General features: G+C 56.1%; 21 protein-coding genes. 4 read left to right on the top strand and 17 right to left on the bottom strand.

Annotated features, from left to right (window positions below; genetic code table 11):
* Nucleotides 1-77 precede the first annotated feature (77 nt).
* From uppS to V9K67_RS18050, 10 genes are all read right to left on the bottom strand, one after another.
* A complete protein-coding gene (gene uppS / locus V9K67_RS18095; RefSeq protein ID WP_336724851.1) occupies nt 78-827 on the bottom strand; it encodes an undecaprenyl pyrophosphate synthase in 750 nt (249 codons plus the stop codon).
* A gap of 76 nt (nt 828-903) precedes the next feature.
* Nucleotides 904-1,749, bottom strand: a complete 846-nt coding sequence (gene porG, locus V9K67_RS18090; protein ID WP_336724848.1) for a type IX secretion system protein PorG — start codon at nt 1,747-1,749, stop codon at nt 904-906.
* 66 nt (nt 1,750-1,815) lie between these two features.
* Entirely contained in the window at nt 1,816-2,697 is an 882-nt protein-coding gene (locus V9K67_RS18085; protein ID WP_336724846.1) for an NAD kinase, read from the bottom strand.
* Between the two features lie 30 nt (nt 2,698-2,727).
* Nucleotides 2,728-4,182 (bottom strand): POTRA domain-containing protein, encoded by a 1,455-nt coding sequence (locus V9K67_RS18080; RefSeq protein ID WP_336724844.1) that lies wholly within the window; start codon nt 4,180-4,182, stop codon nt 2,728-2,730.
* Nucleotides 4,183-4,264: 82 nt separating this feature from the next.
* The gene (locus tag V9K67_RS18075) at nt 4,265-4,921 is read right to left on the bottom strand and encodes a CBS domain-containing protein (protein ID WP_336724842.1); all 657 of its coding nucleotides are present in this window, start codon (nt 4,919-4,921) and stop codon (nt 4,265-4,267) included.
* 29 nt (nt 4,922-4,950) lie between these two features.
* Entirely contained in the window at nt 4,951-5,730 is a 780-nt protein-coding gene (locus V9K67_RS18070) for an alpha/beta fold hydrolase (protein WP_336724841.1), read from the bottom strand.
* Nucleotides 5,731-5,844: 114 nt separating this feature from the next.
* The gene (locus V9K67_RS18065) at nt 5,845-6,384 is read right to left on the bottom strand and encodes a CvpA family protein (RefSeq protein ID WP_336724839.1); all 540 of its coding nucleotides are present in this window, start codon (nt 6,382-6,384) and stop codon (nt 5,845-5,847) included.
* 10 nt (nt 6,385-6,394) lie between these two features.
* Entirely contained in the window at nt 6,395-6,847 is a 453-nt protein-coding gene (locus V9K67_RS18060) for a GatB/YqeY domain-containing protein (RefSeq protein WP_336724837.1), read from the bottom strand.
* Between the two features lie 101 nt (nt 6,848-6,948).
* Nucleotides 6,949-7,296 (bottom strand): gliding motility protein GldC, encoded by a 348-nt coding sequence (gldC, locus tag V9K67_RS18055; RefSeq protein WP_336724835.1) that lies wholly within the window; start codon nt 7,294-7,296, stop codon nt 6,949-6,951.
* A 32-nt stretch (nt 7,297-7,328) separates the two neighbouring features.
* Nucleotides 7,329-8,420 carry a glycosyltransferase gene (locus tag V9K67_RS18050; RefSeq protein ID WP_336724833.1) on the bottom strand — a complete coding sequence of 364 codons (1,092 nt, stop codon included), beginning with the start codon at nt 8,418-8,420 and terminating at the stop codon, nt 7,329-7,331.
* 542 nt (nt 8,421-8,962) lie between these two features.
* On the opposite strand from V9K67_RS18050, the gene V9K67_RS18045 reads away from it, so the two are divergent.
* Both V9K67_RS18045 and murA read left to right on the top strand, forming a co-directional pair.
* The gene (locus V9K67_RS18045) at nt 8,963-9,664 is read left to right on the top strand and encodes a DUF4290 domain-containing protein (protein ID WP_336724831.1); all 702 of its coding nucleotides are present in this window, start codon (nt 8,963-8,965) and stop codon (nt 9,662-9,664) included.
* 119 nt (nt 9,665-9,783) lie between these two features.
* A complete protein-coding gene (gene murA, locus V9K67_RS18040; RefSeq protein WP_336724829.1) occupies nt 9,784-11,091 on the top strand; it encodes a UDP-N-acetylglucosamine 1-carboxyvinyltransferase in 1,308 nt (435 codons plus the stop codon).
* Nucleotides 11,092-11,173: 82 nt separating this feature from the next.
* Here the strand turns inward: murA and V9K67_RS18035 are convergent, their stop codons facing one another.
* Nucleotides 11,174-12,205, bottom strand: coding sequence for a 2-oxoacid:ferredoxin oxidoreductase subunit beta (locus V9K67_RS18035; protein ID WP_336724827.1), 1,032 nt, complete (start codon nt 12,203-12,205; stop codon nt 11,174-11,176).
* A 165-nt stretch (nt 12,206-12,370) separates the two neighbouring features.
* Between V9K67_RS18035 and V9K67_RS18030 the strand changes: the two genes are divergently transcribed.
* Together V9K67_RS18030 and V9K67_RS18025 are read left to right on the top strand one after the other, a co-directional pair.
* Nucleotides 12,371-12,871: a c-type cytochrome gene (locus V9K67_RS18030; protein ID WP_336724825.1), complete on the top strand. Its 501-nt coding sequence runs from the start codon at nt 12,371-12,373 to the stop codon at nt 12,869-12,871.
* 247 nt (nt 12,872-13,118) lie between these two features.
* A complete protein-coding gene (locus tag V9K67_RS18025; protein WP_336724823.1) occupies nt 13,119-14,180 on the top strand; it encodes an NADH:flavin oxidoreductase/NADH oxidase in 1,062 nt (353 codons plus the stop codon).
* Nucleotides 14,181-14,252: 72 nt separating this feature from the next.
* Here V9K67_RS18025 and V9K67_RS18020 read toward each other — a convergent pair whose 3' ends face one another.
* From V9K67_RS18020 to V9K67_RS17995, 6 genes are all read right to left on the bottom strand, one after another.
* Nucleotides 14,253-15,782, bottom strand: coding sequence for an FAD-dependent oxidoreductase (locus V9K67_RS18020; protein ID WP_336724821.1), 1,530 nt, complete (start codon nt 15,780-15,782; stop codon nt 14,253-14,255).
* Between the two features lie 118 nt (nt 15,783-15,900).
* Nucleotides 15,901-17,016, bottom strand: a complete 1,116-nt coding sequence (locus tag V9K67_RS18015) for a GNAT family N-acetyltransferase (protein ID WP_336724820.1) — start codon at nt 17,014-17,016, stop codon at nt 15,901-15,903.
* 32 nt (nt 17,017-17,048) lie between these two features.
* Nucleotides 17,049-17,393, bottom strand: coding sequence for a hypothetical protein (locus V9K67_RS18010; RefSeq protein WP_336724818.1), 345 nt, complete (start codon nt 17,391-17,393; stop codon nt 17,049-17,051).
* Nucleotides 17,394-17,438: 45 nt separating this feature from the next.
* Nucleotides 17,439-17,834 carry a hypothetical protein gene (locus tag V9K67_RS18005; protein ID WP_336724816.1) on the bottom strand — a complete coding sequence of 132 codons (396 nt, stop codon included), beginning with the start codon at nt 17,832-17,834 and terminating at the stop codon, nt 17,439-17,441.
* 48 nt (nt 17,835-17,882) lie between these two features.
* Nucleotides 17,883-18,650 (bottom strand): TIGR02757 family protein, encoded by a 768-nt coding sequence (locus tag V9K67_RS18000; protein ID WP_336724815.1) that lies wholly within the window; start codon nt 18,648-18,650, stop codon nt 17,883-17,885.
* 61 nt (nt 18,651-18,711) lie between these two features.
* Nucleotides 18,712-20,250, bottom strand: coding sequence for a glycoside hydrolase family 32 protein (locus tag V9K67_RS17995; protein ID WP_336724814.1), 1,539 nt, complete (start codon nt 20,248-20,250; stop codon nt 18,712-18,714).
* Nucleotides 20,251-20,370: the final 120 nt, after the last annotated feature.

Here is a 20,370-nt window from a genome sequence, read left to right as displayed (position 1 = left end):
CCTTCACGGGCGCACGGGTTCGGTTTTTCCCAGCGGAACAGGTGGTCGAAAGGGCTTGACCGGGGGTGGCGGAGCACCTAGGCATTCAGAAGCTGCTCGCTGGTTTTGCCGAACCGGCGCTCCCGCGACTGGTAGTCCAGGATCGCTTCGTACAGGTTTTGTTTACGGAACTCGGGCCAGCGCACCTGGGTAAAATACAGCTCGGCATAGGCCAGCTGGTACAGTAAGAAATTGGAGATGCGGTATTCGCCGCTGGTGCGGATCATCAGCTCGGGGTCGGGGAACTCGCTGGTACACAGGTATTTTTCCAGGATGGACTGGTCGATCGCTTCCACCGCCAGCTGCCCTTTTTCCACTTCGTGGGCAATGTTTTTTACGGCGTTGAGCAGTTCCCAGCGGCCGCTGTAGCTGAGGGCCATGATCAGGTTCAGGCCGGTGCTGGTGCTGGTGATCTCCAGGGCTTCCTGCAGTTCCCTGCGGGCATAATCGGGCAGCATGTTCATATCGCCGATCACGTGCAGGCGGATGTTATTTTTCTTTAAACTCTCCACTTCGCCGCGGATCGTTTTGACCAGCAATTCCATCAAACCGATCACCTCGTACTCGGGGCGGTCCCAGTTTTCGGTAGAAAAGGCATAAAGGGTCAGGTAGCCGACGCCCAGCTCCGCGCATCCTTCCACGATATTGCGCACGCTTTCCACGCCCTGATAATGACCAAACAGGCGGTCCTGTCCCTGCTCCTTTGCCCAGCGGCCGTTGCCGTCCATAATGATGGCGATATGCCGGGGCAAGCGGTTCTTGTCGATTTGTTGTAACTGGTCTTGCATTGTTATGTTTCCCTTGTCAATAAGGTGGGCAAAGGTAACAATATAGGCCGAATGCAACGGAAATAAGGATTTTGAATTACCGGGCCGTCGGGCATTTATACGACTGCAGGTTGAAGCTGACGTAGAACAGGGCGGTGGCAAACTGGTCCTTTTGGCGGCTGTTGCCCCGTTGGCGTCCTTTTTCGCCGATGGGCGTGCCGGTTTCGTACGAGCGGTCCGACAGCAGCAGGGCGGGATTGGCGGTATTGTCGGGCGGCAGGGGCGGGAAGATCTCCGGCTCCACATAGGTTTTGCTCACGTCGTCGAGGTAATCGGTGCCGGTATAGCGGTGCACCACCTCGAAGCCCAGGTTGATGCGGTCGTTGAGGGCATACTTCACGCCGATGCCGAAGGGAACGCTCACGGCCATGGAGCTGTACGGCTTGCGGTCGGGGTAGGCGGCCGATCCCTGGCCTTCGGTACCCAGCGGGCGCAGGAAGTATTTCTTGTCGGCCAGGAAGGCAAACGGATCGTAGTTGAAGATGCCGATGCCCAGGGTCATGTAAGGCGTAAAGCGGTAATCGGGATTGCCCGGGAGGAATTTATAGAAGTTGAAATCGCCCTGCACCGACAGTTCCCATACGTTGGAGTTGAAACTGAGGTTGCGGCGGTACATGAACTCGTTATGGGTATTGTACCTGTCGGAATACCCGAGGCGGGCATAGTTGCCGGCTACCCGAAGGGCGATGTAATTGCCAAAGTTCTTGCGGAAGAAAATGCTGGCCGCGGGCTTGGGGCGGTTCAGCCGGGCACGGGTGTTCAGGTCCCCGAAGTAATGGGCGGCACCGATACCGATACCAAACTCACCTTCCTGGACGATAGGATCCTGTGCAAATAAGAATAAGGGCAGGAGAACAGCGAAAACAGCAAATACCTTTCTCATAACAGTACAAAATAAAGGGATCAAAGCAGATAAACGAAAAGAACGGCGGTTTTGGTATTATAGGGGTCAATAATTCCGTTTGTCCAGACCCCAGGACAGTTTATTCCGCAGCGTTTGCAAAAAGTTGTTTTCATTCAGGCGTACCAGGCTCACCTGGAAACTTTCCTTGCGCACGGCCAGCAGCACGCTTTTGTCCACGATCTCCCGGCGCGAATCGACCGAGCAGATGATGTTGGGCGAGCGGCTTTCCACTTCAAAGGAGATGATGGTATTATCGGGCACCACCACCGAGCGGGTATTGAGGTTGTGCGGGGCGATGGGCGTGATCACGAAGCTGCCGGACTCGGGAAACACCACGGGGCCCTGGCAGCTGAGGGAGTAGCCGGTAGAACCGGTGGGCGTGGATACGATCAGGCCGTCGGCCCAGTACGTATTCAGCAGCTCGCCGTTCAGGTACGTATGGATCTTGATCATGGGCGCCGTATCCTGCTTGTGGATCACGAATTCATTGAGGGCGAAGGGTGCCTCGCCAAAGAGGGGCAGGTTGGCGTCGATGTGGATCAGGGCGCGCTTGTCGACGATGAAGGAGCGCCGGGCCATGGCCTTCACGGCGGTGACGGCTTCTTCGCGGCCAATGGAGGCCAGGAAGCCCAGTCGGCCGAAGTTGATGCCCAGCACCGGGATGTTCTTGTTCTTCACCAGGGTGACGGTATCCAGCAGGGTACCGTCGCCGCCCAGGCTCACGAAGAAGTCGATGTCGTTGGTAAGGTCCTGCGAACGGGAAAAGCTTTCCAGACGGGCGGGCAGTGAGATCTGGCCTCTGAGCTCATTGAGGAAAGGCTGGTAAACCACCGGAACAATTCCTTCTTTGTCCAGCTCGTCAAAAAAAAGTTGTATATCCTTTAGCTGGCGTACATCCAGCACCCTGTTATAAATAGCTACCTTCAAAGTGTATAATTTGCAATTGCTGGCAAGTTTTCAGAAGTAATCCTTCCTGTGTAAATATAGGCCGTTTTGATTTAATTGGTTAAAGCTCCACTCCACCTTGATAATAAAATCATAAAAAGTAACGATGTCCAGCCCTACGCCGCCGGAATACAGCAGGCGGTTATTGAGCTCATTGCGGCCGGCATCGGGGTTGTACACATAGCCGGTATTGCCGTACACTTTCGCATACAGCCGGAAGGGAATATGATTCAAACGCTTAATGCGTTCGGAAGGAATATGCACCACGGTATTGACCAACTGCCGCGAGAAGGAGGCCTTGGTATAGCCCCCGGCCACGCCGTCGACCACGTAATATTCGTAGCCCTGCATGTACATATTATTAAAACCCAGTAACTGCTGGTTCACGTAGGGCTGCTTCAGGGGCAGCTTGAGCATGCCGGCCGCCTTGAGGCTGAAGAAATAGTTTTTGCCCAGGGGCTTGTACAGGGCGCCCTTGGCGCCCACCTGCCACATATTCAGCTGGTGGTCAATGCTTTTTTTGCGGAACGAGAATTCCCCGATCACCCCGCTGGTGGGGTAGGGGTTAAAATCCACGTTGTAGTAGGAAAGGTTGTAATAGAATTCGGGGTAGCGTACGCTTTTCTTGTGGGCGTAGAAGTTGGGATTCATGGCCAGCACGGTGTCGGGGACGCTTTCGGTGCTGAAGGCCAGCCCGAAGGTATGGCGGGTGTTGATGGCCGGGCGGTAGGTCAGTTCGGCGTACGACTGGAAATAGGAATGAACGAAGTCGGCGGTATCCTTAAAGGAAACCAGCTTGTTTTCGGCGGTCATGTAGTTCACCTGCCGGTTCTTGCCCATGGCCACCCCCATGTTGGCGGTCCATTGCATCCGCTTGTCGAGGATCAGGCCGTCGTAGGAGAGGGAGAGCTGCTTGGTATAGCCGTTCATAAAGCCCACGTGGAACTTGTCGCGGCGGCCGGTAAAGTTTTTATGGGTAAGCTTGATGCCGTAATTCACGCGGTCCATGGACATATCCTTCTGGGTAATCCACTCGCCGAGGCTGCGGTCCACCGTTTTTACAAAAGGCTTGGGGAAGATATACCAGCGCTCCTTGACCTCGATGCGGACGGTGGCGTTTTGCCCCTGGAGGCCTTGCAGCGACACCACCACGTCGTGGAAAAGGCCCGTATTCATCAACTGGCGTTTGGCTTCGTTGAATTTATCCACCAGCACCTGGAGGCTGTAGCGGTCATTTTTATAGAAAGAAAGTTCGCGCAGGATGATGGAGGGCCGGGTTTGCTTGTTGCCTTCGATGACGATGTCCCCGATGGTGAAGAGCGTGCTGGAGGAGGTATCCACAACGGCGGCGTCGTCCAGGGTGGAGTAGACCACATTGCTGGCGACTATGCCGATCTGCGCCCGGGAGGTAAAGGCGGCGCACAGGGCACACAGGAACAATATGAAACAAGCTCGTTGGGGATTCATCAGGTATTGAATTGATCGAGGTATGCCATAAGGCATAGCTATACGAAAATGGTACCTGACTTAAAGATGAGAAAAAAACGGATTAGATACTTAAAAAATGCATCAAATTGTCATAATTATTTCTTAATTCATTCTCGTAAAGTTCTTCCCCAAAGTAGTATTTCACATTGTATTCGTAGCGCTGGAAGGAGCTGATCAGGTCGGACACCTCCATTTTGCTTACTTTCAGGGTCACCCGCATGATGCCGGTTTCGGGGTCGGTATGGGTATTTAACTGGGTAATTTGTGCATCGTTCGACTCTACGATCCGGTTGATCTCGGAGAAGGAATAATTTCTGCCTTCCATTTCCAGGACGACCAGGGCGCCGGGGTCGTTAAGGCTCAGGAAGTGAGAGGCATTCCGCAGCAGGTCGTTGTAGGTGACCAGGCCGACCATTTGCTCCTGTTCGATCACCGGCACCACGCTCAGGTTGCTTTGTACCGCCACCTGGATGGCTTTGAGGAAGTGGTCGGAGGCCTGCACCATGGTATTGTTGTTTTCCAGGGGCAGCTGCTCCAGGGGCTGTTCTTCATCGCTGTGCAGCAACAGTTCCTCGCTGATGATCCCCAGATACCGCTCCTCCTCCACCACCGGCAGGTGCGACACATGGTAGTCGTTCATTAACTGTAGCGCCTGGAAAACGGTGTCTTGCCGGTGCAGGTAGGGGATTGAGTTTGATATGAGTTCTCGGGTCAGCATGGATAACGGCCTTTTTTATTAGACAACAGTTAAGAGTGAACTGTTGCAGGCTCACCTAACTTTTTCAAAAATTTGTGCAGGATCACGTTGAATTCCTCGGGCACTTCCATCATGGGCGCATGGCCGCATTTGTCGATGAAATGCAGCTCGCTGTTGGGCAGCAGCCGGTGGAATTCCCGCGCCACGAAGGGCGGGGTGATGGTATCGTTGTTGCCCCAGATCAGCAGCGTGGGCAGTTTGATGTTGTTCAATTCGTCGCCCAGGTTGTTGCGGATGGCGCTTTTGGCCAGGGCAATGATCTTGATCACTTTCAGGCGGTTGTTGGTGATGGCAAAGATCTCGTCCACCAGTTCCGTAGTCGCCATCTTCGGATCGTAAAAGGTTACTTCCGACTTTTTGCGGATGTATTCGTAATCGCCTCTTTTCGGGTAGGTATCGCCCATACCGTTCTCGAACAGGCCGGAGCTGCCGGTAAGGATCAACGATTTTACCCGTTCGGGATGCTTCAGCAGGTATACCAGTGCCACGTGGCCACCCAGAGAGTTGCCCAGCAAATGAACATTGTTTAAATCCCGCGCCTCCAGGAACCGGTGAACAAACTTGGCCAGGCCACCAACGGTGGTATGCAGAATGTCCAGCTCGAACAGGGGCAGCATCGGCACCACCACTTTGTAGTGTTGCCGGAAGTATTCGATCAGGTCTTTAAAGTTGCTTAATGCGCCAAACAATCCATGCAGCAACACAAGCGGCTCGCCTTCACCTTCTTCTATAAACTTGAACTTATTATATTCTTTTAATTGGTACTGCATCAGAACATCGTAAAATAATAGCTGCTAAAATATGGGTTTTACAGCAAAAAGCTTACTAAATGATTTACCTCCGTAAAATACGGAAAGGCAGGGAAAAAACCCGTTTCCTTAAATTCAGGAGGGCTGTGCAGCCGAAAACCGGTCGAAAAACTGCTCCAGTTGGCCGAACAGGTTCTTGAAGAGGGGGAATATCTCGCCCGTGGCGTTGAGGATAGACGGGGCCAGGGGCCGGATGTAGGGATACGTGACGGAGGCTTCCAACCCATCGGGCTGCAACAGGTGCAGCTGCCCGGCATAAAACAAAAACACGCTGAAGATGAACGTATACACGAAGAAGTACAGCAGGATCCCGGCCAGCCGGTTCAGCCAGCCCAGCATCACCGCCTGCAGCAGGCCTTCGATGGCTTTGGCGCCCAGGTGCACCAGCACCACCACCAGCAGGAACACGACCACGAAGGCCAGCAGGGGCAGCCAGCGACCCGGGAGCGCGAAATACTCGCCCAGGTAGCCGGCTGCAACCGCCGACAGCTTCAGGGCAGCCGCCAGGCCGACGATAAAGGCCAGGAAGGAAAAAGCGGCCACCACAAAACCTTTTTGGAATCCCTTGATCAGGGCAAAGGCTGCCAGGATCCCTACCACAAGGTCGATGAACATGGGGAAGGGGTTATTTGGCCAGCAGTTCTTTTACAGCGGCCGAAATGGCTTTGCCGTCGGCCCGGCCTGCCAGCCTTTTGGTGGCGGCACCCATCACCTTGCCCAGGTCGGCAGGAGAGGAAGCGCCGGTTTCGGCAATGATCTGTTGCAGTTCGGCCTTCAGCTCCTCGGCACCCAGCTGCGCGGGCAGGAACTTTTCGATAATGTCGATCTCTTCCTGCTCTTTCTGCTGCAGGTCCTGGCGGCCTTGCTGCTGGTAGATCTCCAGCGAGTCGCGGCGCTGCTTGACCATCTTCTGCAGCAGCTTTACTTCGGCCTCTGCCGATACTTCCCCGCCGGCACCCGGCTCCGTCTTTGCCTTGATGATTTCCGCCTTGATGGCCCTGAGGCCCCGCAGGCCGGCTTCGTTCTTCGCTTTCATGGCCTCTTTCATTTCGGCCATTACTTTCTGCTCCAAGCTCATATGTGAATGGTTTGTCGTTTATCGTTTGTAGTATGTGGTTTCCTGGACCGGCCCTGGATATACGGATACCTGCCTAATCCCCAATTAACCAATTCCCCGGCTTAGCCGGCTTTATTTTCCTTCAGCTGGATCTGCTGGAATTTTTCATAAAACCCTTTGGCGAAGGCTTTCATATCGTTTACCAGCTCGCTTTGCTTGGTGGCCCGTCCGTAGGTGTCGGCCATGCTCATCAGGGTCTGGTAGTAAAAATCGGCCATTTCGTCCACCATCATTTTCTGTGTCCACAGGTCAATGCGCAGGGAGGTTTTTTCGGCCCCGTCCCAGAATGCCAGCATCATGGCCTTTGCCTTCTGGGGGTTATCGGCTGTACTTTCGGTAGCCTTCCACTCGATATTTTCGGGTACCCGGCTGTCGTTCAGCTCTACATCAATGGTTATACTCGACTTCATCATTTTAAAATTGAACGGCGAAGGTAATTGTTTCATCCGTTTTCCGCTCCGGCAACCGCTTCCCATAGCAGGTCGGCGGTCTGCTGCCAGGTGAACGGCCGCAGCTTTTCGCTGCCCGCAGCGATCATCCGGTCCCGCAGGGTTTCATCGCGGTACACCTGCATCATCTTATCGGCCAGGTCGGCCGTGCTGGCGGCATCGAAGTACAGGCCCGCCTCCTGCAGCCACTCCTGCGCCAGGGCGCCGGCAGGCAGCAGCACCGGCAGGCCGCAATGTACGGCCTCCAGGGCGCCTTCGTCCTCCTCCGCCAGCGAAATAAAGGCATAGGCGGCCCCCACCAGGTGGGCTTCCTTTGCCCGGGCCGCCGCTCCTTCCAGCAACACCACGTCCTCGCGGTACTTGTAGGTATGCAGCAGTTCGGCCGCCGCGCCGGTTTGGAGGCCCGGTTGCTCCACCAGCAGCAGCTTCATGCCGGTCTTCTGCCGCTTTTTGAACAGCGAAAAGGCCTTCAGCAGCGGCACCAGCTGCGCCTGGGGATCCAGGGAGCCCCGGTACAGGAAGTATTCGCGCCCCCCGGTATGGGCCTCCTTGACGGCGGCGGCCCGGTCGTAGTCGAGGGGCCGGTAGTCTTCCCGCGGCACCCGGGGCACTACCCTGATCTTTCCGGCAGGCACGCCGAAAGCCGCGGACAGGCGGGCTTTCCGGTATTCCGAAAAGACCACTACGCGGGCGGCCCGGCGCAGGCAGGCCGCCCGCCGCCGGTGGCGGCGCCAGCCTTCCTTTTTGTCGTTCCCGGCGGGCCCCAAAGACGGCTCCGCCACCAGGCATTGCCTCATTTTCGTACGCGACAGGCAATAGCCGGTCAGCGACAGCAGGCTGCCGGCCCCGATCTTCTTCAGCAGCCGGGAAAGCCGGTAACGCAGGGGCAGGAGCCCCTTGCTGTCGAGAAAGACGGGAGTGACGCCTGCGGGCAACCCCTGCACCACCTCTTCATTATTATATATTATATAGAACCGGTGCTGCGGAAACCGCTCCGCCCAGAGGGGGAGTACCTTTGCCAGGAAATAAACGCCTTCGTCCGACAAACGATGGGAAAAGCTGCAGGTGTTCACGGCTATAACCATAGCCGTCAAAGGTAACCGATCCCCGGTTCCGGGCAGGGGAACATTCGAAAACAAGCCATTCCGCTTTCGTTTCCGCGGCCTTTCGGCCGATTGGTTACATTTTTCTGCAAATTCTTTCCTGTTGTTGTAATATTTCAACAAAAAGGAAAAGCGCCCCGGAAGAAAACCCAAAAGGCCCTTTTTTCCTGAATGGCACCCTATTTGAAGAATATTCTGAAGAAGCATCTTCACCCTTAACCTTACAACTTACTATAAACGACCTCTTAGGTGGAAGAGGATGGTGGCTTGTAAAAGGGGCCTTGGTTCGGGGCCCCTTTCTTCATTTAAGCGGCAGAACCGCTTTTTTTTTAAGGGTACAGGATGGTTCCCCGCTCTTTTTGCCGCTAATTTTTTATTTTGTGGTGTCCAAAGGTTACTTTAGCGTTTTCAGACGCCGCCTGCTTACTCTCAGCCGGTTAGAAACAGCCAGGGCCCACGGTGCCCGCGGATAAAGAATTGAATCTGCAAACTTATTTACTTCATCAGCACAGCAACAAATTATAATGCAATACAATACAACGAGAAACCACCTGATCATGCGCGAATACGGGCGCCATATCCAACAAATGGTGGATCACCTGCTGACCATCGAGGAGCCGGAACGCCGCCAGGCCAACGCCCAGGCCGTGATCGAACTCATGGGTTTTTTAAACCCCCACCTGAAAAACGTTGAAGATTTCCGCCATAAACTGTGGGACCACCTGTTCCTCATTTCCGATTTCCAACTGGACGTACAATCGCCCTACCCCATCCCTACCCGGGAAACCCTGAAAAGCAAGCCCAAGCCCCTGCCGTACCCGAAGCGCTATCCCAAATACTCCCACCTGGGCAAGAACCTGGAGCTGGTGATCAACAAGGCACTGGCCGAAGACGACCAGCAAAAGCGCCTGGGCTTCGCCAACGCCATCGCCTACTACATGAAACTGGCCTACAACAACTGGCATAAGGATATGGTGCACGACGACGCCATCCAAAGCGAGCTGACAAACATCACCCAGGGACAACTGGAATTTACCAATACGCCTTATGTAAAGGCCTTCCGTCCCCAGCAGGAAACCCGCGACCAACGCGGCGGCTACGGCGGCAAACCCCGGGGCAAGTTCCAGCACCGCGGCGGCAGTGGTGGCAGCGGCGGCGGCCCCCGCCAGGACAACCGCCAGCAGGACAACCGCAACCGCCATGGCGGCAAAAAACGGTTCAAATAATTCCTTTATACCGCATTTGCAGAAAAGTTGGTTGAGTTTTCAATCAACTTTTTTTTTATTTACCCTCCAATTCATAGTTTTCCGGCTTGTATCGGAAATAACTTTATCAACTATCCCATATGTCATCATTTGAAGTAATCGGCGGGAAGAAGCTGAAAGGCGAGATCATCCCGCAGGGCGCCAAGAACGAGGCCTTACAAATCATCAGTGCCGTCCTGCTCACCGCCGACCGGGTGACCATCAGCAACATTCCGGATATATTGGACGTCAACCTGCTGATCGAGCTGCTGCAGGAAATGAACGTGAAGGTGGAACGTCCCCAACGGGATACCTGCATCTTCCAGGCCGACGACGTGAACGTGGACTACCTGCGCAGCGACGATTTCAAGAAGAAAAGCGGCCGCCTGCGCGGCTCCGTGATGCTGGCCGGCCCCATGCTGGCCCGCTTTAAAAAAGCCTTTATCCCCAAGCCCGGGGGCGACAAGATCGGCCGCCGGCGCCTGGACACCCATATCCTGAGCTTTGAAAAGCTGGGAGCTAAATTTAATTACGATACCGAAGACGGCTTTTTCCACCTGGAGGCGCCCCAGCTCACGGGCACCTATATGCTGCTGGACGAACCCTCGGTGACCGGCACCGCCAACATCATCATGGCCGCCGTTTTGGCCGAAGGCACTACCACCATCTACAATGCCGCCTGCGAACCCTACATCCAGCAGCTGTGTAAAATGCTCAACCACATGGGCGCCAACATCAGCGGCATGGGCAGCAACCTGCTGACCATCCAGGGCGTGGAAAAGCTCAATGGCACCGCCCACCGCATGCTGCCCGATATGATCGAGATCGGCTCGTTCATCGGCCTGGCCGCCATGACCCAGAGCGACATCACCATCAAGAACGTCAGCCACGAGAACCTGGGCATCATCCCCGAGAAATTCCAGCAGCTGGGCATCAAAATGAACTTCGTCGAAGACGACATCCATATCCCGGCCCAGGACCTTTACGAGATCCAGACCTTCCTCGACGGCGGCTCCCTGACCATCTACGACCATCCCTGGCCGGGACTCACCCCCGACCTGTTAAGCATCCTGCTGGTAGTGGCTACCCAGGCCAAGGGCTCGGTGCTGATCCACCAGAAAATGTTCGAAAGCCGCCTGTTCTTCGTGGACAAGCTCATTGAGATGGGCGCCCGCATCATCCTCTGCGACCCCCACCGCGCCGCCGTTATCGGCCTGGAGCGGAAGTTCCCGCTGCGGGGCATCACCATGACCAGCCCCGACATCCGCGCCGGCGTGGCCCTGCTGATCGCCGCCCTCAGCGCCGAAGGCAAAAGCACCATCCAGAACATCGACCAGATCGACCGCGGCTACCAATACATCGACACCCGCCTGCAGCAACTGGGCGCCGAAATCAAAAGAATACAATAAAGTACGAAGTAAGCGATACCATTAGCACATAAATGAAAAAGCCCCGGATCGACCGGGGCTTTTTCATTTATGTGCTAATTTATTAGGCGATGCTCCAAACTTCGTTGCCGCGCAGCAGCTTGTCGAGGTCGGCGGTCTTCCGCTTCTTGGCTTCCTCGATCTGCTCCTGCATGATGTCCTCGTAGCAGGGGCGGTCCACCTGGTAGAACACGCCGAAGGGACGGGGCAGGTGGCCTTCCTGGCGGGGATCGTCGAAGATGCGGGTCAGGATCTGCGCTTTGAATATATCGCTTTCGTCGTGCACCCACAGGTCGGCGGTGCTGAAGCCGTCGTTGAGGCTCACCACCTGCGGGCGGAAGCCGTCGAGGCGGATGCCTTTATCCTTGTTGGCGCCAAAGACCAGGGGCTGGCCGTTTTCCAGGAAGATGGTCTCTTCGGCCTTGCTGCCTTTCTCGGTAAATACCTCGAAGGCGCCGTCGTTGAAGATGTTACAGTTCTGGTAGATCTCCAGGAAGGAAGCACCCCTGTGGGCGTGGGCCCGCAGCAGCATGCTTTGCAGGTGCTTGGGGTCGCGGTCCATGCTCCGGGCCACGAAGGTGGCGTCGGCGCCCAGGGCCAGGGCCGCCGGGTTGAAGGGGTGGTCGATACTGCCGAAGGGCGTGGACTTGGTCACCTTGTTCTCTTCGGAAGTGGGCGAATACTGGCCCTTGGTAAGGCCGTAGATCTGGTTGTTGAACAGCAGCAGGTTCACGTCGAAGTTGCGGCGCAGCAGGTGAATGGTATGGTTGCCGCCGATGCTCAGGCCGTCGCCGTCGCCGGAAACAATCCATACACTCAGCTCGGGGCGGGCCGCCTTCAGGCCGCTGGCGATGGCCGTGGCCCGGCCGTGGATCGAGTGCATGCCGTAAGTGTTCATATAATAAGGGAAGCGCGAGGAGCAGCCAATGCCGGAAATAATGGCGATATTTTCCCGCGGAATGCCCAGGGTGGGCATTACCTTCTGTACCTGCGCCAGAATGGAGTAGTCACCACAGCCGGGGCACCAGCGTACTTCCTGGTCGGTGGCGAAATCTTTCGGGGTCAGGTTTATTTTTGTTGCTAAGGCTTCAGACATTTTGTATTTTTTTGGGGCGGCAGGCCGGAACCGGGCACTTCTTCTGCCCTGCCCTCCTGCCTGCGGATGCATTGCGGCGCAAAAATAGGAAACCCTTTCCGCCCATATGTAATACTTATGTAACGATTGTTTAAACTTTAATTAAATTAGACCAAAATCGACCACATGAAGAGCGTTTTCACCGTTTCCCTGCTTTTCGGAGCCATTCTCCTGATGTCCTTTGCCCTGAGCAAAGAAGAAGTCCGCTATAAGAACCTGAAGGTGCTGCCCAAAAACACCAACAAACAACAGATGGACAGCGTCATGAAGCATTTTTCCCAGTCGCTGGGCGTGCGCTGCAACTTCTGCCACGTGTTCAACCAGGCGGAAAAAGCCATGGACTTCGCCAGCGACAACAATGAGCACAAGCAGATTGCCCGCGAAATGATGAAAATGACCAATAAGCTCAACAAGAAATCATTCAACATCAAGCACCCCGAGCGCCTCGACAGCCGCCTGGAGGTCACCTGCTACTCCTGCCACCACGGCTCGGCGCACGTGGCCCATAAGCCGCAGGTAGGCGAGCAGCGCGCTCCCCGGGAAGGTCAACCCGGTGGTCAGCCCGGAGGCTTCCAGGGCCAGCGCCCGCCCGGCGCCGACTCCGCCGCCAAACGCGAAAACCCCTAGGGATTTCGAATTTCAGATTTCGGATTTCGGAACCTTGACTGCTGACAGGGCCCTCTTTTCAGGAAAGTCTTCCTAATTTAAAATCAAAGAGCTAAATTATCCTTCGGTTTTCGGCAGTGCCCTCAAGGGAAAGACACATCCAACAATCAAGGGTTCCGACATCCGAAATCCGACATCCGAAATATCTATCATCCCCGGATTATGGTGAGCTATTTGCAACCTGCTCCGGACACAGAATTTTAAAGAAATGAGTCTACTGTTCCAACCCCTGACCTTAAAAAAGGTTGTGCTGAAAAACAGGATCGTTGTTTCGCCCATGTGCCAGTACTCGGCCACCGATGGCTTTGCCAACGACTGGCACCTGGTGCACCTGGGCAGCAGGGCCTCCGGCGGTGCCGGCCTGGTACTGGTTGAGGCTACGGCGGTATCACCGGAAGGCCGCATCAGCCCGGGCGACCTGGGCCTGTGGAAAAACGAACAGATCGATAACCTGAAACGGATCACGGCCTTCATCAACAGCCAGGGCTCGGTAGCCGGCATCCAGCTGGCCCATGCCGGCCGCAAGGCCAGCCACCAGGCACCCTGGGAAGGCGGCGCCCTGCTGCCCGCCGAAGCCGGAGGCTGGACCACCGTAGCCCCCAGCGCCCTGCCCTTCAAGGAAGGCGACCCGCCCCCGCAGGCCCTTTCGAAAGACGGCATCAAAAAGATCACCGAAGACTTCCGGGCAGCCGCCCACCGGGCCGTGGCAGCCGGCTTCCAGGTGCTGGAGGTCCACGCGGCCCACGGCTACCTGCTGCACGAGTTCCTCTCGCCCCTAAGCAATTCCCGCGAAGACGAATACGGCGGCTCCTTCGAAAACCGCATCCGCCTGCTGCAGGAAGTAACGGCGGCGGTACAGGAGGCGGCACCGGACCTCCCCATCTTCGTCCGTATTTCCGCCACGGACTGGACCGAAGGTGGCTGGACCGAAGCGGATTCGGTACGCCTGGCCCGCGAACTGAAAGCCCAGGGAGTGGACCTGATCGACTGCTCCACCGGGGGCAACGTCCCCCGGGTGAAGATCCCGGTGGGACCGCTCTACCAGGTGCCTTTCGCCGAAAAAATTAAAAAGGAAACCGGCATGATGACCGGCGCGGTCGGACTGATCACCACGCCCAAACAAGCCGAAATGATCCTGGCCGACGGGCAGGCCGACCTTATCCTGTTTGCCCGCCAGCTGCTCCGCGACCCCTACTTCCCGCTCCGCGCCGCCAAAGAACTGGGCGTCCAACTGCCGTGGCCGGAACAGTATGAGCGGGCGAGAGACTAAGAAGTTTACGGGTTTACGGGTTTACGAGTTCCATACGGGCGCCAGCAACTTGTAAACCCGTAAACTCGTAAACTACTCACTCGCTCCCCCCAAATCAATCTTCTCCAAACCTTGTCTTGCGGGGCCGGTCAGCACTTCGCCGTCGGGGGAGAAGCGGGAGCCGTGGCAGGGGCAGTCCCAGCTTTTTTCCGCGCGATTCCAGTCCACCAGGCATTTGGCATGGGTGCAAACCGGGTTGACGGCATGCAGCCGCCCGTTCTCCTCTTTATACAGGGCGATCGATTCCCCGTCGTACTTGACCACACGGCCTTCGCCGGGCGCCAGGTCGGCAAACGCATGCAGCTCTTCCTGCGACAGCCTTTTGCCGAAAAACTCCTTGACCACATCGGCGGCCTCCTTGATAAAGCTGCTGAAGCCGGCAACCGGTTTTACCCGGCCGGGGGCGAATAATTCTTTATAGGGACTGTCGCCGGTGGTGAGCAGGCCGGTCAGCAACAGCGCCGCCACATGGCTGTAGGTGATGCCATTACCGCCATAGCCGGTAGCCACGTACACGTTTTCGGAATGGCCGGGCAGGTGGCCGATATAGGGAAGGCCATCGGTGGGCTCAAAATACTGCGACGACCATTTCGAAACGATTTCCTCCACGGGGAAATAGTGGCGAACATGCGCCTCCAGCGATGTGAACGGGGCTTCGGTATTTTCCTCGTGGCCGGTCTTATGGTCGTCGCCGCCCGCTACCAGGTATTTTTTACCGTCGATGTCCTGGGTGCGGTAATAATGGTAGGGGTCGTACATATCGTAGGCCAACCCATCGGGATAAGCGCCTTCTTTCAACGTAGCCGCCAGGGCATAGCTGCGGTAGGGGGCGCAGCGGAAATGCAGCAGGTTGATGCCGGGCGGTATATGGGTGGCATAGATCAGCTGGCGGGCAGTAAAGGCGCCGCGGCCCGTATGTACCGTCAGCTCCTCGCCTTCCTCCAAATTGATGACAGGGCAATGTTGCAGCAGCACGCCCCCGCTTTCCTCAAACTGCCGGGCCAGGGCATACACATAGCGGGAGGGGTGGAACTGCGCCTGGTTGCGGATAACAATGGCTTTTTCGAAAGGAAGGGGCACCGGGATGCTGCCGGTGAATTCCGCATCGACGCCGGCCCGCCTCGTAGCCTCCAGTATCGCTTCCAACTCGCCGGTCTGCTGAGCATTTTGGGAGTACAAATAGCCGTCTTTTTCTTCGTAGCCGCAATCGATCTGGTAGTCGGCCACCTGCTGCTTCACCAGGTCCAGGGCCTCGCGGACGGCCACTGCCAGCAGGCGGGAGCCCGACAGTCCGAAATCTTTTTCGACGGTGTTGTAGGGCGTGTCCATCAGCGTATTGAGGTGGGCGGTGGTGCCGCCGGTGGTGCCAAAGCAGAGGTTGTGGGCCTCGGCCACGAGGCACGACTTCCCGGCCTTTTGCAGCAACAACCCTGTAGTGATGCCGGTAATGCCGCCACCGACAATGATCACGTCAAATGATTTCTTTTCCGATTGGTACTCCCTGGGGGTAAACTCGGGCATAGCTTGTTGCCACAGGCTGATGCAGGCGCCATCTCTTTTCATAACTTCCTTTTTGTGACCTGCGGAAAAAATGATGCCCGACCCCGGAGGGGTAGTTTACAAGTTTACGAGTTCTGCCCTGCACGGAAACAACTCGTAAACTCGTAAACTTATAAACTACCTACCGGAACTCAATCCGGTAGGTCCGGTGCACTTTGTCTTTAACGGCGCCGGTGGCTTTGTGGATGGACATCATCTTTTCGTTGTAGTCGCCTACCCAGGCCAGCTCCACGCCTTTGATGGTTTTGCGGGGCAGCACTTCGTTTTGCAGGCAGCGGATCAGCGCTGATTCCACGCCGTGGTTGCGGAACTTCTGCTTGCAGCCCATGATGATGATGCGCAGGCGGTCCATGGTGGTGGTTTTCTTGTACCACAGGAATTTGAGCTTGCCCCAGAGATCCAGCTTTCCGTTTACGTGCTTCAGCAGCTGGTTCACGTCGGGCAGGCAGAGGACAAAGGCGATGGGCTCGTTGTCGTGGTAGGCAAACCAGATGATCTTTTCGTCCATGATGGCTTCCATTTGGCGAAACGAGTCTTTGATGCTGCCCATGTCGATGGGCGTGAAGTGGTCGAAGTCGATCCAGGCGTCGTTGTAGATCTCCTGGAAGTCGCGGGCAAAGCGGTCGAATTCCTTTCTGTTAAAATGTTTGAAGGAATATTGGGGCTTTTGCATGATCCAGTCCGAAATGCGGGTAAAGCGTTCGGGCATGGGCGTGGTGGCATCGAGGAAATTGGTGAACTGGTCGTAATTTTTTCGGAAGCCGTAATTTTCGAACAGGCCGATGTAATAAGGCGGGTTGTAGTTCATGCCCAGGCTGGGCGGCTTGAAGCCGTCGACCAGCAGGCCCCAGTACTTGTCGTTCTCGCCGAAATTGACCGGGGCGTCCATGGCCTGCACGCCCTGCTGCTGCAGCCAGGCTCTGGCGGTGTCGAACAGCAGGTTGGCGGCCTCCTGGTTGTCGATGCATTCGAAAAAACCGGCGCCGCCGGCGCTTTCCTTTTCGGCTTTTTTAAAATTGATGAAGGCGGCGATGCGGCCGATACAGCGATTTTCCTGGTACAGCACCCAGCGGGTACAGGTGCCGTGGCTGAAAAAGCTGTTTTGCTGCGGGTTGAAAATTGCGGAGATCTCGGCTTCCAGCGGGCAGATCCAGTTGGGGTCGTTTTTATAAATAGTATGGGGGAGGGCTAAAAAATCCTGCTGCTGCCTTTTGGTGGTCACTTCCACTATGCTCATGCTGCAAACTTACGGCATTGACTCATCAAAAGCTACCAGCGCTCTTCTTCCGGAATATTGCCCGGGTCGCTATAGAAGCTGCCGCGGGCCACCACCTTTTGCAGTTGGCGCTGCAGCACCAGTTCGGCCATCACCTCTGCCGCGTCCCGGTTTTGGTGGTGCAGCAGGGCCTCCTTCAGCTGCCGCTCGTCCACGTCGATGGTATAGAGCAGGTGCACCAGGCGCTCGAAATGGTGCTCGATCAGGAAGTTGATGATGCCGGCCAGCTGTTCCTTCAGTTCGGCAAACCGGGCACTATCGTTGGGGTTCACCTGCCGCAGCAGGTTGTGGAACGAGGCTTCGTATTTTTCGGGAAGTTCCATAACTGTTACGTTCATTGGTTCACGGTTAGGGTTTGTTTTTATTGCCTCTTGCCTGTTTTATCAAATCGGAAGCCCTTGAATAATTAGGGGGTTTTCCTGGAGGAAGGATATAAAAAAGATAGCGGCCAGTACGTTCAGCATGAGCATGAACCACAGCAGCTTATCGACCTTGCGGTAGTAAATGCGGTACAGCAGGAACGAATAAAAGATACAGCCAAAAAGGTAGAAAACCGGGTTCAGCGGCGCATCCTTCAGCCAGTTGATAATGCCCAGGGGAAAAGCAAGAACCACCTTGAACAGGAAGGTCACCGAGGTGTAATCGGTAAAGCCGCGCTCCGTGTAAGTGGGCACCATCATTTCCTCGTAATTGGAAACGTAGTACAGGTACCAGATCAGCATGATGCCATAAAACGTAATAAAGGCCAGGAAGTAATAAAAGTCGTTATCTCTTTTCATAAGGCAAACCCCAAAATTCTTTCCGTCCGTGAAATTCGTGTAATTCGCTCAATATTTTTCTACAACCCCCAGGCCAAACAGGGCAAAATCGTACTTCACCGGGTCGGCAGGGTCAAACTTCTTCAGGTTACGGGTCAGCTCCAGGGCCGCCTGCCAGTCGGTGGGGGTGCGCTGCAGCAGGTTGAAGCGGCGGGCCACCCGGGCCACATGCACATCAATGGGGCAGACCAGCTGTGCCGGGGAGATTCTTTTCCACAGGCCGAAGTCGACGCCGCAGTTGTCGGCGCGCACCATCCAGCGCAAATACATGTTGAGCCGCTTGCAGGTAGAGCCTTTTTCCGGGGCGGCAATATGCTTGCGGGTACGGGCGGGCGCATCGGGCAGGCTGAAAAAATAGCGGTAAAACCCGTTCAGCGCGCCGGCCACGGTATCGTCGCCGGCATCCAGGCCGCGGGTAAAAGCCTCTTCGAGGCTTTGATGCTGCGCATAATGATGGTGGAAAAACTCCACAAAGTACAGCAGGTCGGTTTCGTTGAAGGTACGGTGCTTGAAGCCCAGCAAACCCTGTAATTCGCGGGGACCGTGGTGGCGAACGAAGTCGTAGGGGGCATAGTCCATGCGCTGCAGCAGCTCTTTGCATTTGTTGATGATCAGGGTGCGGTTGCCCCAGGCAAAGATGGAAGCGAAGAAGCCGGCGATCTCGATATCCTGCTGGCGGGTAAAGAGGTGGGGAATGGAGATGGGGTCGGTCCGGATAAAGTCGGCCGTATTGTACTCTTCCGCCTTGCGGTTCAAAAACTGTATAAAATCTTCCACCCTTCAAAGCTAAAAGAAAGGAAGGAAAAGCCCGCCCCGGTCTTGCCGGGGCGGCCTTTTGTTACCGTGCGGGCTTTAATGGACTGTAGGTGAGCTTCTTCACTTCGGCACCGTCGGCGGAGCGCAGGGTAAGCTGGTGAAAGGGCTGGCGGGGGTAGAAAAGCGCCGTCATCACGCTCAGGCCACCGTCGGCGAACAGTTCCACCGAGCTGGCATCCACCACCAGGGTCAGGTCCAGGGCGCTGCCCGTGGCCTGCCGGGGCGCCGTGTGGCGGGCGGCAAATTCTTGGTGAAAATCCACCTTCCCCGACCGGCTGCGGTCAATAAAGTAGTGGTGGTGCTGTGGGTCATAACCGATCACGACTTCCTCGCCCAGGTCATTGGATAAGACTACTGAAAAGCCGGCGGCTTTTTGGAGGTTCAGGTCCAGTCGAAACGGTCCTTCCGCCTTGCCCACCTTGGCCGACAGGTCGAAGCCGTTGGCGAGGGACAGCTGCTGCAGGGTAAATGGGGTCGTTGTGAGGCGCTCCAGCTCCTTTACCGGTACAGAGGATACGTACAGGTTTTTGCCTTCACCCCGCAGCTGAAGCTCGCGGGGAAGGGTAGCGCCGCCACGCCAGGAGGCAGACGGCACTACCTGGGCATACGACCAGTTGCTCATCCAGCCCAGGAAAATTTTACGGTTGCCGGTTTGGGACCAGGTGATGCCCGCATAATCATCCGGGCCGTAATCGAGCCATTTGGTGTCGGTGCTTTGCGGGGTAAAGGTGGTGCCGTCAAAGTCGCCCAGGAAGTACTGGGTGGCGGAGCCGCCGTTGGGGCCACCGGGATTGAGGCTGACGAGCAACACCCATACATTTTTGCCCTTATGCTCCAGCGGGAACAGGTCGGGGCACTCCCACACGCCGCCATGGGCGCCGAGGTTCTGCCCAAACTCGCTTTCTTTCGTCCATTCTTTGAGGTTGGGCGAGGAGTAGAAGGTGATGCGATCTTTGGTGGCCAAGGTCATGATCCATTTTTTGCCTCTTTCATACCACATGACCTTGGGATCGCGGAAGTCCACGATGCCGGGATTTTTGAGCACCGGGTTGCCGGCATATTTGGTCCAGGTCTTCCCGTCGTCGAGGCTGTAGGCCAGGCTTTGGTTCTGGTAGTCCGTCCGTCCCTGCTGTTCGCCTTTGAGGTTGTGGTGGGTGAAGATGGCCACCAGGGGTGTTTTTCCGTTTTTGCCAAAGCCGGTGGTGTTGTGCGGATCCGCTACGGCGCTGCCGGAGAAGATGTAACCGAGGCTGTCCGGGTAGAGGGCGATGGGCTGGTGCTCCCAGCGCACCAGGTCCTTGCTGGTGGCATGGCCCCAGTGCATGGGACCCCAGACGGTGCTGTCGGGGTAATGCTGGTAAAACAGGTGGTAGGTACCGTTATGATACACCATGCCGTTGGGATCGTTCATCCATTTGGACGGAGGGGTAAAATGGATCTCCGGGCGGTGGGGTTCTTTTACGATAAAGGAAGAATGGGCCGTTTGCGCCTGCACCGAGCCGCCGAAGGAGAGGGCGAGCAGGGCCAGGACCAGGAGGTTATTTGTTTTTTTATGAAGCATCGTTGATTTGTTTTGTTGGGTTATGGGTCTTTTTAATGGATTTCTAATTCTTGTTGGATTTGTTCGAGGGAGCGCCCCTTGGTCTCGGGCATGAATTTCCAGATGAAGAGGAAGGCCAGC

Origin of the sequence: Huijunlia imazamoxiresistens, assembly GCF_037132455.1 — a bacterium.
Taxonomy (GTDB): Bacteria; Bacteroidota; Bacteroidia; order Chitinophagales; family Chitinophagaceae; genus Flavisolibacter; species Flavisolibacter imazamoxiresistens.
The sequence above is the reverse complement of the archived record's forward strand: the minus strand, read 5'-3'. Positions and strand labels throughout refer to the sequence as shown.